This window comes from Rhodopila globiformis, from assembly GCF_002937115.1.
Classification (GTDB): Bacteria; Pseudomonadota; Alphaproteobacteria; order Acetobacterales; family Acetobacteraceae; genus Rhodopila; species Rhodopila globiformis.
The window spans coordinates 37,539-49,476 of sequence record NZ_NHRY01000156.1; the positions used below are offsets into that span (position 1 = coordinate 37,539).

Below are 11,938 nucleotides of genomic sequence, written 5' to 3' on the forward strand. Positions count from 1 at the left end.
ACATCGCAGGGCAGTGTCATCTTAAGATTTCACGAATGAACCAGCGTTGCCGCCGCCTTGGCGCGAACCCGGCGCAGCAGCGGGATCATCGACACCAGCGTCGCCACCAGCAGCACGAACTCAAGCGAATACACGGTGACGTATCCCAGCCCCTGTTCGGGCGGGATCCACGGCAGCACGGCGTGGACCAAGTCGCGGATGATGCCGCCCAGCGCCACGGCGATGCCGGCCGCGGTAGCCTGCACCGCGCCCCACGCGCCCAGCGCCAGGCCGGTCTGGTCGTCCGTGGCCGACCGCATGGTCGCGGTCAGCGTGCCGTGGCCGAACAGGCCGGCGCCGAAGCCGATCAGCGCGGTGCCGCCACCGAACAGCAGGATCGACTGCGTCGGCGCCGCGAAGATCACCGCGGCGAAGGCCGGCAGCCCCACCAGCGCGCCCCACGTCGCCATGCGGAAGGCGTCATAGCCGCGCCCCAGCACGCGCGACGCCAGGCCGAAGCCGAACAGGCCGCCAATGGCCAGCGTCGCCGTCAGCCGTGTGGTCTGGCTGACCGCGAGGTGCAGCACCTGGCCGCCGTACGGCTCCAGCAGCACGTCCTCCATGCTGAAGGCCATCGTGCCCAGGCCCACCGCCACCAGGCGGCGAATCGCGTCGGCGTCCTCGGTGAAGGTCGCCCAGGCCTGGCGGAAGGTCGGCTGCTTGCGGGCTGTCTCGGTCTTGCGGCTGTGGCGGCTTTCCTGCTTCCACAGCGCCACCACGTTCAGAATCATCGTGGCGAGCGCACAGCCCTGGATCACCTGGATCAGCCTGGCCGGTGTGAAGTGCACCAGCAGCGCGCCGAAGATCAGGGCGCTGGCGATCATGCCGAACAGCAGCATGACATACATCAGCCCCACAACCTTGGGCTGCGACTCGGCGGGCGCGAGGTCGGTGGCGAGCGCCAGGCCGACGGTTTGGCAGGTGTGCAGCCCGGCGCCCACCAGCAGGAACGCCACCGCGGCGCCGGCGTCGCCGATCCACGCCGGCCATTGATGGGCGTTGCCGCCGCCGGACAGCACCAGCAGGGCGAACGGCATGATCGCCAGGCCGCCGAACTGGACCATCGTGCCCTTCCAGATGAACGGCACGCGCCGCCAGCCCAGGGCGGAGGTATGAATGTCGGATTTATAGCCAATCAGCGCGCGAAACGGCGCGAACACCAGCGGCAGCGAGATCATGATCGCCACCAGCGACACCGGCACGCCGAGCTCGACGATCATCACCCGGTTCAGGGTGCCGATCAGCAGCACCAGCGCCATGCCGACGGAAACCTGGAACAGCGACAGGCGCAACAGGCGGGACAGGGGTAATTCCGGAGTCGCCGCATCGGCAAAAGGCAGAAACCGCGGACCCAGCCTCGCCCAGGTACGCATCAATGCACGACTGACAATGTTCATTACTTGATCAGTTCCAGCTGCAATGCCGTTGACTAACCATCAAAACAGAACGGGGCCGGGACACGAAATCCCGACCCCGTACCGTCATCGAAACACGAACCGCTTGAAAAGCGATTACGCCGGAAGGACGAGTTCCACGGTCGGGAGCATCGCCGTCTTGGCCTTGCCGTTGTAGTAGGCCGGCAGCCAGGTGGTGTGCGTCAGCAGGGCGAGGTGGATGACCACCGACGTAACGGCAACCGCGCCGAGGAACAGCGGCAGGCCGACGCTCGGCTTCACAACGGTCCAGAGTCTACCTTGGTTCATGATTCACTACCCTCTTAGTGCAGCCAGGGCGAATAAACGAAAGCGAGCAGGTGCGCGACAACGGCGATCAGCCCGAAAACGCGGGTGCCGTCGATGACGTGCTTGTGCAGCTCTTCAGACTCGGCGATCGTGAGGCCGGTCGGCCATACCTTGTTGGGATCGTCACTCATCTCTGTAAACCTCCTTCGTGGACCTGTTGCAGTCCGTGCTGACCCGCACGTGGGGTATCGAGGCAGTCAAGCCGGTCCGCATCAAAACTGACCACCCGTTTCATGCACCCAACCTTCTTGACGACCAGATTCGCCAAGTTGCCTTGGCCTGTCCGGGCGAACGCGGTTATTCAGGTGCATAATCTTCCGTCCACCTCCTGTGTGTCAGCTTTGGTTGACACCAGCGATCGTCAATAATTGGTGACAGCGAGGCCCCTCGTTGTCAATAGGTGAAATCCAGGTAATGAACGACTTTGTCGTCACGAGCGTGTTGCCACCAGGATTCGCACCAGCATCGTTCGCCGGGTGGGCACCAGTCGCACGCCGTCGAACCCCGCCTGGCGCAGCATCGCCGTCAGTTCCTCGACCGTCCGAGGCCGGCCGCTGCCCATCGCGAGCAGGTAGAAATCGAAATAGGCCCCGATCGTCTCGGCCCCGGCGGTGCCCGCCATCGGTTCGGCCAGCAGCAGGGTCCCGCCGGGCGGCAGCGCCTTGCAGGCGGTGCGCAGGATGTCCAGCGCCACGTCGTCGTCGTGGTCATGGATGACCCGCACCAGCGAGATGATGTCGGCGCCCTCGGGCAGCGGCCCGGCGCGGAAATCACCGCCGTAGGCGTCCGCGCGGTCGCCCAGCCCGGCGGCGGCGAATCGGGCGCGCGCCCGTTCGGCCACCGCCGGCAGGTCCAGCAGCTTCAGCTTCAGGTTCGGCGCGGCCTTGGCCACCGCGCGCAGGAACGTCCCGTCGCCGCCGCCCAGGTCCAGCAGGCATCGGTGCTTGTCAAACCGGTAGGCGGCCAGGATGTCGGCCGAAACCTGCGGCTGCGACGACGACATCAGCGTGCTGTAATCGGCGACGTCGTCGGCCTTCAGCGATCGGCCGCGCGCGCCTCCGGGCTCGTGCTCGCCGGCGGCATAGGGCCAGAGATTCCCGATGGACGTCTCCGGCTGCTCGCCGCGCAGCAGCGCCACGGGGTCGCGCAAATCGGCGTAGAGCATGGCGTGATGCTCCACCATCGCGACGACTCCGGGCGCCCCTAGCGTGGCGGCGCCCAGAGCCCCCAGCCCGAACTGGCCGTTGCGCCGGCGCTCCACCAAGCGCAACGCCACGGCCGCATCCAGCAGTCTGGCCGCGGCATCGCGTGACAGCGACACCCGCTCGGCCAGGTGGTCGAGCGATTTCGGCCCCTCCGACAAAATATCGAACAGCCGGAGCTTGACGCAGGCGCCCAGCACCTGGCTGTAGACGAACCCCGCGCTCAGGTCGAACAGCGCCTTGGCCCGCCGCTTGGCGATCGGCCGGGTCAGCGGGAAGCGCACCGCCCAGTCCTGGAAACTGGCGTTGGCCAACAGCCGATCGCGCAGGCGTTGCCAGCGTTCGGTCAAAGTGAGGCCGGACCGGAACGGTACCATCGCAAGGCTATCGGCGCCGGACATGTCATGCCGCCGTCAGAGAGAGGTCTTTTGGCAGCAGGCGGCGCGCTTCGCTGAGCGTCAGCGCCTGCAACTGGGCCTGGCCCGGGCACGCCGGGATCGACGCCGCGGCGGCCTCGGCCAGGGTTTCCAGGTGGCGCATCGCGCCCTGGATGCCCATCGCCAGCGCGGCGTTCGGCCGGCCGTTCGCGGCGTCCTGGCCGATGTTCTTGCCGATGTCAGCCTGGCCGGCGAACACGTCGGCGATGTCGTCGGCAACCTGGTAGGCCTCGCCCAGACGCATGCCCAGTTCGCGCCAAGGCTCGGCTTCCACGCCCGCCGAGGCGGCGCCGGCTTCGGTGGCGGCGGCGAACAGCGCGCCGGTCTTCTCGCGCTGGTACTGCCCCAGATCCTTGGTCGGCTCGCATTCCCAGGCCTGCCCGGCGCAGATGCCGGACGGCATGCCGGTGGACTTGGCCAGGATGTCAACCAGCGGCCCGAGGCGCGTTGGCGACGCGGCGCAGTTCCAGACCACGGTCTGGAACGACAGCACGATCAGCGCGTCGCCGGCCAGCACCGCCAGCGGCTCGCCATAGGCGCGGTGCACCGTGGGGCGCCCGCGGCGCAGGTCTGCGTTGTCGAAGCAGGGCATGTCGTCGTGCACCAGCGAGGCGCAGTGCATCAGCTCGATCGCCGCCGCGGCTCCGTCGGCCGCGGCGGGATCGTCGCCCCCGCAGGCCGCGGCGACGGCCAGGCATAGACGGGGGCGGATGCGGGCGCCGCGCGGAAACACCGCATGGTGCATCGCGGCGGCTAACAACGGGGGGCCACCTTTGGTATTCACACGCTCAAGCGAGGCTGACAGGGTTCGCTCGATCCGGCTTATGGCATCCATGAAGTGGGAACCCCCTTGTGTGTAAACCCCGGTTGTCAACCCCCACTGTCAGATCATATTGACAGCCAAGTCAACATCGAAATTAGGACACCCACCTGTGCGAACACCGCGTGTGACGATTATCGGCGGCGGGGCCGGCGGCCTCGCTGCCTCCATTGACCTGGCCAGGCGCGGTGCGAACGTGACCCTGCTGGAAGCCGGCCCCTATTGCGGCGGCAAGATCCGCCAGCTGCGCCCCGGCGGCAACGTCGGCGTCGACGCCGGCCCGACTGTGGTGACCCTGCGCTGGGTGTTCGAGCAGCTGTTCCAGGACGCCGGCGCCTCGCTGCCCGACTACCTGACGCTGCACCGCACCGACGTCCTGGTGCGGCACGCCTGGACCACCGGCGGCGTGCTCGACCTGTACGCCGACAACGAGAAGTCCGCCGCGGCGATCGAGGCGTTCGCCGGCAAGCAGGAGGCGCAGGGCTTCCGCGACCTCTGCGTCCGCGCCCGCCGCGCCTACCGCATCCTGGAGGCGCCGTTCATCAAGGGCCCGCGTCCCAGCGCCATTCACCTCGCGACCGGATTCGACCCGCGCGAGATGCTGGCGGCGTCGCCGTTCACCACGCTGTGGAAGGCGCTGCAGAAGCACTTCCGCGACCCGCGGCTGCTGCAGCTGTTCGGGCGCTACGCGACCTACACCGGCTCGTCGCCGTACCTGTCGCCGGCCACGCTGATGCTGATCATCAACGTCGAGCAGCAGGGGGTGTACCTGCCCGAGGGCGGCATCATCAGCATCGCCCGGGCAATGGCGAAGCTCGCCGAGGAGAAGGGCGTCACCATCCGCACCAATGCGCCGGTGGCGGAAATCCTGGTGAAGGACGGCCGCGCCGCCGGCGTGACGCTGGCGAACGGCGAGCGGATCGAGTCGGACGCGGTGATCTGCGCTGCCGACTTCCGCGCCCTGGCGGCCGGCCTGTTCGGCAAGGCGGTGGCAAAGGCGGTGCCCTACTCGAAGCCGCAGCACCGCTCGATGTCGGGCGTCACCTGGGCCTTGCACGCGAAGACCAGCGGCTTCGACCTGACCCGGCACAACGTCTTTTTCGCTACCCAGCCGGAGTCGGAGTTCACCGACATCTTCCAGGGCGGCCGCCTGCCGCACAAGCCCACCATCTATGTCTGCGGCCAGGACCGCGGCCTGCCCGGCCAGGACCCGGGCGACGCGCCCGAGCGCCTGCTGGTCCAGGTCAACGCCCCCGCCAACGGCGACACCCACCCCTATACCGCAGCGGAGATCGACGAATGCGCGAAGATAACGTTCGGGCAGCTGGAACAGTGCGGCCTGAAGATCGACCGGGGCTCGGCGCAGGAGATCGCGACGCCGGCGGACTTCGAGAAGCTGTTCCCGGCGACGGGGGGAGCGCTGTTCGGCCACGCGCTGCACGGCTCGCTGGCGGCGTTCCGCCGTCCGGGGGCGCGGAGCGCGCTGAAGGGGCTGTACCTGGCGGGGGGCAGCGTCCACCCGGGGCCGGGCGTGCCGATGGCGACGCTGTCTGGGCGGCAGGCGGCCGACAGCCTGCTGCAGGACCTGACTTCACGCTGACGCCGCCGCCGGGCGGCTACATCTGGTGGTATGTCGATGCGCTGAGCGACGACGGCACGTACGGCATCACGCTGATCGCCTTCCTGGGCAGCGTGTTCTCGCCGTACTACGCCTGGGCGCGGCGCGGCGGGCTGGCAGATCCGGTGCGGCACAGCGCGCTGAACGTCGCGCTGTACGGCCGGGAGAAGCGCTGGACCATGACCGAGCGCGGCGCCGGGGCGGTGCAGCGCGGCGCGGACCACCTGGCCATCGGCCCGAGCAGCCTGCACTGGGACGGCAATGCGCTGACGGTGCAGATCGCGGAAATCGGCATGCCGATCCCCCGGCGGGTGCGCGGCACGGTGCGGCTATACCCGTCGGCGGTGGAAACCCGCGTGCAGACGCTCGACTCCGCCGGCCGGCACCGGTGGCGTCCCATCGGCCCGTGCTCGCGGGTGGAGGTGAAGCTGGAGCAGCCGGGGATTTCCTGGTCCGGGCCGGCCTATTTCGACACCAACTGGGGCGAGCGGCCGCTGGAGGACGACTTCGTCCTGTGGGACTGGGGCCGCGCGCCGCTGCCGGACGGGACGGCGGTGCTGTACGACCTGGAGCGGCGGGACGGCCCGATGACGCTGGCGCTGCGCTACAAGGCCTCCGGCGGGGTGGAGGATTTCGAACCGCCGCAGTCGATGGAGCTGCCGAAGACCGGCTGGCGGGTGCGGCGGCGGATCGGGCTTGGGTCGCCGTCGGTGATCGAGACGCTGGAGGACACGCCGTTCTATGCGCGCTCGATCCTTGGCGGCGAGATCCTGTGCCAGCCCGTGACCATGATGCACGAGAGCCTGGACATGAACCGGTTCACCATGCCGATGGTGCAGGCGATGCTGACCTGCCGGATGCCGCGGCGGGGGTAGCGTGCAGGCGGGTTGTGAGCAAGGGGGGTGGTGAGCAGGGGGTAGCGTGCAGGAGGTAGCGTGAGGATCTGGCGCCGCGACCGTTCTCTCTCCGTCATGGCCGGGCGTGTCCCGGCCATCCACCCCCAACCGTCGAAGCGCAGATGGCCGGGACCCGCCCGGCCATGACGATGGGAAGAAGCCCCTGCTCCGCCAGTTTGCTTACCCTGACCCACAAGGGGACACGCCCGACCACGACGAAAGGGCAACGGGCCTGGCCGCTCGACCTGCGGCCGCGCAGCCCTCAGGTCCGCGGACAGGCTTCGCTGATCGCCTTGTAGGCATTGTCGAAGCCGCCCAGGCTGAAGGTGTCCACCACCGTCTCCCTGCCTTTCGGCGCCGGAGAATGGGCGACGAGTTCGCCGGCTTTTTCCATGTCGGCGACGGCGGCTGCGCCGTCGCGGGCGAACGCGTCGCGGCCCGCGACGTAGAAGGCGACCGGCCTCTCGCCGGCCAGCACGCGCACCTCGGCATTGGCGTGGTAGGTGAAGCCGGCGCTGATCGCCACCTCGTCGCGTGCCGTCGGCCGCTCGGCCACGGTCAGGACCACCTGGCCGCGGCCCGGCAGCGCCGGCCTGGAATGCACCGCCCGGGTGAAGGCATAGCAGACGGTCTGCCCGGACTCATGCTCGGTGGCGGCGGTCCAGCTTCCGAATGTGCCGATCGCCTTCGGACCGCCGGCCGGGTGGGCGGCGGCTTCGTGGGCGGTGGGCCGGACCATGGTCTTCTGGCCGGCGACGGCCGGAACGGCGAGGACGACGGCGATCACGCATGGGATCGCCCGCAGGACATGATTGGCTGGCATAGGGCAACAGATACCGTCCCGAAACGCCACGAGCAAGCGCCGGATGCCGGCGCCTGCCATAATCCCGGCAAAATTTTATGCAACGTTTCAACGATCTGGACGAAGCATGACAAGCTGTCCAGCTTCCGCAGAAATGACTTTGAACCAACTGGGAGCACACTCATAATGCCACCCGCCGCTTCCCGACCTGTCCATTGCTGCGGCGCAACACCCAGGCAGGACTCACCGTAAGACAGGACTCATGCGCCGGCGCGGCCCGATAGGCCACGCGTACGGCAGGGGAAAGCGAAGCGTCATGGACGACCTCCAATTGCCGGCATCCGCAGCATCCTGCGATGCCGCTGCGGCGAAGCACCGGATCATCGGGCCCCGGCTGCGCCCCTTCGTGCTGCCACTCATCGGCATCGGCGTCTGCATCGCCCTGCTGCTGCTGCTGGAGCGGGCGACAGCAGCGCTCGATTACCATGCGGTGATCCGCTCGCTCACCCATCTCCCCACCCATGCGATTGGCCTGGCGCTGCTGGCAACCGCTCTGAGCTACGTGGGGATCGTCGGCCGGGACTGGCTGGCGCTGCGCCAGCTCGGCGCCCGGGTGCGGCCGGCGACGCTGCTCGTCGGCGGCATCGCCAGCGCCGCGCTCGGCAATGCCGCCGGCTTCGGCGCGCTGACCGGCGGCGCGGTCCGCTACCGCGTGTATGGCGCCGATGGAGTCGGCGTCGCCGCGGTCACTCGCGTCAGCGTGCTGGTCGCCGCCACCTTCGGCCTGGCGCTGGTCGGCTTCGGCGGCCTCGGCACGCTGCTCGCCGCCGCGCCGATGGCCGCGCTGTCTGGCCTGCCGGAGCGTGCCCTGCAGGTCGTCGGCGCCGCCGGCGTCGCGGCGACGCTGGCCGCCGTGGTGCTGTGCGGCCGGAACGGCCGGACGCTGCACTGGCGGTTGCCCCACTGGCGGTCGCTGCACTGGCGGTCGCTGCGGCTCGACCTGCCCGGGCGCGCCTTCCTGCTCGGCCAGATCGGCTTCATCGCGGTGGACGTGCTGGGCGCGGGCCTGGCGCTGTGGGCGCTGCTGCCGGCCGGCGGCGTGGCGTTCGGCACCTATCTTGCCGTCTACTGCGCCGCGCTGCTGCTGGGCGTCATCGGCCACACCCCGGGCGGCCTGGGCGTGTTCGAGGCATCGCTGCTGTTCATCCTGGGTTCGGCCGTGCCGCCGAACCAAGCGGTGGCGGCGCTGCTGGCCTACCGCGCGATCTATTTCGCCGCGCCGGTCGTGGTCGCCGCCGCCCTGCTCGCCGCCTTCGAGGCGCATGGCGTGCTGCCGCGGCTGGAAGCAGTGGGCCGCCGCGCCGCGCCGCATTTGGTCCGCCTGACGCCGTTGCTGCTCGGGCCGGTGTTCGTCACCATCGTCACCTTCGGCGTCGGCGTGATGCTTGTGCTGTCGGGCGCGACCCCGGCGTTTGCCCACCGCCTGGACCTGCTCCAGCGCGCCATCCCGCTGTGGGTGCTGGAGAGTGCCAACCTGCTGGGCAGCGTGCTTGGCGTGTTCATGCTGTTCGCCGCGCGCGGCCTCTCGCGCCGGCTGGACGGGGCCTGGTGGCTGGCGGTGGTGCTGACCCTGGCAAGCCTGGTGCTGGCCCTGGCCAAGGGGCTTGCCTTCTTCGAAGTCGGCGTGCTGAGCACCCTGCTGCTGCTGCTGCTGGCGACGCGGCCGAGCTTCAACCGCCCGGCCTCGCTGTTCGACCTGGAATTCTCGCCCGGCTGGTTGGCCGCCATCGCCGCCGTGGTGCTGTTCGCCGGCTGGGTGTTCCTGTTCGCGTTCCGCACGGTGCCCTACAGCAACGACCTGTTCTGGCAGTTCGCCTTCGACGAGAAGGCGCCGCGGGCGCTGCGGGCCACCTTCGCCGCGGGGCTGATCGCGGCCGTGATCGGGCTTTGGCAGATGCTGCGGCCGGCGACGGGACGGGTGGCGCCGCCCTCCAATGCAGACCTCGCCGACGCCGCGCGCATCATTCGCGCGCAGGAACGCAGCGACGCGATGCTCGCCATGATGGGCGACAAGAGCTTCCTGTTCTCGCCCGACCGCCGCGCCTTCCTGATGTATGCCAAGCGCGGGCGGTCCTGGGTCGCGCTGTACGATCCGGTCGGCCCGCGCGAGGCCTGGCCGGGCCTGATCGCCGAACTGGTGCGCCTCGCCCACGCCCATGACGGCCGCGCCGCGTTCTACCAGGTCCGTCCGGACAGCCTGCCGCTTTATCTTGAAGCCGGGCTGCGGCTGATCAAGCTGGGCGAGGAGGCACGCATCGACCTGCACGATTTCGGCCTCGACGGATCGAAGCGCACGCATCTGCGCTATGCGCTCAAGCGCGGCGCCCGCGAGGGCCTGACCGCCGAGATCATCGGCCCCGACGACATCCCCATGGTGCTGCCGCTGCTTCGCGGCATCTCGGATGCCTGGCTGCAGCACCGCCATGCGCGTGAGAAAGCGTTCTCGGTGGCCGCGTTCGAGCCGGCCTGGCTGGCGCCGCAATCCGTCATGCTGGTGCGCCAGCACGGCGTGCCGGTGGCGTTCGTCAGCTTCATGACCACGGATGTAGTCAGCGAGGCGACGCTCGGCGTCATGCGGCATATCGAAAGCGCTTCCGCCTATACCATGGACTTCCTGTTCACCCGCCTGGCGCTGCACCTGAAGGAGGCCGGATACGCCAGCTTCAGCCTCGGCATGGCGCCGCTGGCGGGAGTGGCGGCGACACCGCTTGCGTCCTCGTGGCACCAGGTTTCAGTGCTGCTGTGGCGCTATGGCGGACGGGTTTACAACTTCTCCGGGCTGCGCAGCTTCAAGAGCAAGTTCGGCCCGGTGTGGGAGCCGCGCTATCTGGCAGCCTCGGGCCCGCTCGGGCCGCTGCTTTCGCTGGCCGACGTCGCGCGGCTGTGCAGCGCCGGGGAGTCGTAAGTATGCCTGTGTCCGCTGCAGCCCATGGCCGCACGGCCGCGATCCGCCGCGCCGTGGTTGTCGTTGCCGCGGGTGCCATCCTGCTGGGTGTGCCCGCCGCCAAACTGTTTCTTGGCCGGATGACGCCGGCACGCGCCCCAGCGCCGCCCAGCTTCGTCGTCCCGCCCTCGCGCTACGGGACGTTGCACGTGGTCCCGCCGATTGGCGGGATGCGCGGCTTCGTCGTCCTGTTCTCGAAAGGCAATGGCTGGACCACCGAAGACCAGCAGGCGGCGACCCGCCTGGCGGAGCGCGGCGCGTTCGTCGCCGGCGTCGACACCGGCTATTACCTCTCCCACATCGACACCACGCCGGATTCCTGCAACCTGATGGATGGCGATGCGGAGACGATCGCCCACCAGATCCAGCGGGCGCTCGGCACCGAGCATTATTTCACGCCGATCATGGCCGGCGTTGGCGCCGGCGGCGCGCTGGCCGAGCGGGTGCTGGCGCTGGCGCCGGCGGTTTCCATTGCCGGCGCGCTGGCGGTGGACCCCGTGGCGAGTCCCGCCGTCACCGCCCTGCCCTGCGGCAACGATGCGACGCAACTGAACGGCTTCTGGGACATCGGCGCGACTCCCGGCTGGCCTGCCGCCGCCGCGGCCGAGGTGGCGGAGCGGCGCAAAGCCGGCGTCACCGCCGAGATCCACCCGCTGCCGGCGGGCGGCAGCGAGGCCGATCATCTGCTTGCGCTCGTCCTGCCGCACCTGGCGGCTGCCGACACCGGCGACAGCGTGGCCGACCTGCCGCTGGTCGAACTGCCCGCCGCCACGCCGGGCGACAGGCTTGCGGTCGTGCTGTCCGGCGACGGGGGATGGCGCGACATCGACAAGAGCATCGCCGAGACGCTTCGCCAGGACGGTGTCTCGACCATCGGGCTGGACAGCCTGCGCTACTTCTGGTCGGAGCGGACGCCGCAGCGCACGGCCGACGACCTCGCGCGGATCCTGCGGGCCTACATCGCCCGCTGGCATACCCGGCATGTGGCGCTGATCGGCTACTCCTTTGGCGCCGATGTGCTGCCGTTCGCATACGCCCGTCTGCCTACGGATCTGAAGACGCATATCGACCTGGTCTCTTTGATTGCCTTGTCCAAAGGCGCCGATTTCGAGATCCGGGTGGTCGGCTGGCTCGGCGCCCCGCCGAGCGCCAACGCCCTGCCGATACCGCCCGAGCTGGCGCGGATGCCGGCGGGGCGGGTGCAGTGCATCTATGGCGCGGACGATGACGAGGGTACCGCCTGCCCGGCGCTGGCAGGCACCGCGGCGGATGTGGAGCGGCTGCCCGGCGGTCATCACTTCGAGGGCGACTATGAGCGCCTGACCCGGCGCATCCTGGCGGCCTGGCGCGCGCGCATTGGGTAGGGGGCGGGTGATGT

The 11,938-nt window shown here is 69.5% G+C and carries 10 protein-coding genes; 4 read left to right on the forward strand and 6 right to left on the reverse strand.

What is annotated here, in order from left to right; all coding sequences use genetic code 11:
- Positions 1-29: 29 nt before the first annotated feature.
- The 5 genes from CCS01_RS15400 to CCS01_RS15420 all read right to left on the reverse strand — a co-directional run bounded on the left by CCS01_RS15400 (position 30) and on the right by CCS01_RS15420 (position 4,255).
- Positions 30-1,436, reverse strand: coding sequence for a PucC family protein (locus tag CCS01_RS15400; RefSeq protein WP_104519683.1), 1,407 nt, complete (start codon positions 1,434-1,436; stop codon positions 30-32).
- Between the two features lie 114 nt (positions 1,437-1,550).
- Positions 1,551-1,742 carry a light-harvesting protein gene (locus CCS01_RS15405; protein ID WP_104519684.1) on the reverse strand — a complete coding sequence of 64 codons (192 nt, stop codon included), beginning with the start codon at positions 1,740-1,742 and terminating at the stop codon, positions 1,551-1,553.
- A 14-nt stretch (positions 1,743-1,756) separates the two neighbouring features.
- Positions 1,757-1,912, reverse strand: a complete 156-nt coding sequence (pufB, locus tag CCS01_RS15410) for a light-harvesting antenna LH1, beta subunit (RefSeq protein WP_104519685.1) — start codon at positions 1,910-1,912, stop codon at positions 1,757-1,759.
- Positions 1,913-2,211: 299 nt separating this feature from the next.
- Positions 2,212-3,384 carry a methyltransferase gene (locus CCS01_RS15415; protein ID WP_204848296.1) on the reverse strand — a complete coding sequence of 391 codons (1,173 nt, stop codon included), beginning with the start codon at positions 3,382-3,384 and terminating at the stop codon, positions 2,212-2,214.
- Between the two features lies 1 nt (position 3,385).
- Positions 3,386-4,255: a polyprenyl synthetase family protein gene (locus CCS01_RS15420; protein ID WP_104519686.1), complete on the reverse strand. Its 870-nt coding sequence runs from the start codon at positions 4,253-4,255 to the stop codon at positions 3,386-3,388.
- Positions 4,256-4,352: 97 nt separating this feature from the next.
- Here CCS01_RS15420 and crtD point away from each other — a divergent pair, with 97 nt between their 5' ends.
- Together crtD and CCS01_RS15430 are read left to right on the forward strand one after the other, a co-directional pair.
- Positions 4,353-5,840, forward strand: coding sequence for a 1-hydroxycarotenoid 3,4-desaturase CrtD (crtD, locus tag CCS01_RS15425; protein ID WP_104519687.1), 1,488 nt, complete (start codon positions 4,353-4,355; stop codon positions 5,838-5,840).
- Positions 5,841-5,932: 92 nt separating this feature from the next.
- Positions 5,933-6,733, forward strand: coding sequence for a carotenoid 1,2-hydratase (locus tag CCS01_RS15430; protein WP_239992178.1), 801 nt, complete (start codon positions 5,933-5,935; stop codon positions 6,731-6,733).
- A gap of 283 nt (positions 6,734-7,016) precedes the next feature.
- On the opposite strand, the gene CCS01_RS15435 is transcribed toward CCS01_RS15430, so the two are convergent.
- Positions 7,017-7,541: an invasion associated locus B family protein gene (locus CCS01_RS15435; RefSeq protein WP_239992179.1), complete on the reverse strand. Its 525-nt coding sequence runs from the start codon at positions 7,539-7,541 to the stop codon at positions 7,017-7,019.
- Between the two features lie 331 nt (positions 7,542-7,872).
- On the opposite strand from CCS01_RS15435, the gene mprF reads away from it, so the two are divergent.
- Positions 7,873-10,521: a bifunctional lysylphosphatidylglycerol flippase/synthetase MprF gene (gene mprF, locus CCS01_RS15440; RefSeq protein ID WP_104519689.1), complete on the forward strand. Its 2,649-nt coding sequence runs from the start codon at positions 7,873-7,875 to the stop codon at positions 10,519-10,521.
- A 2-nt stretch (positions 10,522-10,523) separates the two neighbouring features.
- Positions 10,524-11,924 carry a virulence factor family protein gene (locus CCS01_RS15445; protein WP_204848297.1) on the forward strand — a complete coding sequence of 467 codons (1,401 nt, stop codon included), beginning with the start codon at positions 10,524-10,526 and terminating at the stop codon, positions 11,922-11,924.
- The last annotated feature ends 14 nt before the right edge of the window (positions 11,925-11,938 follow it).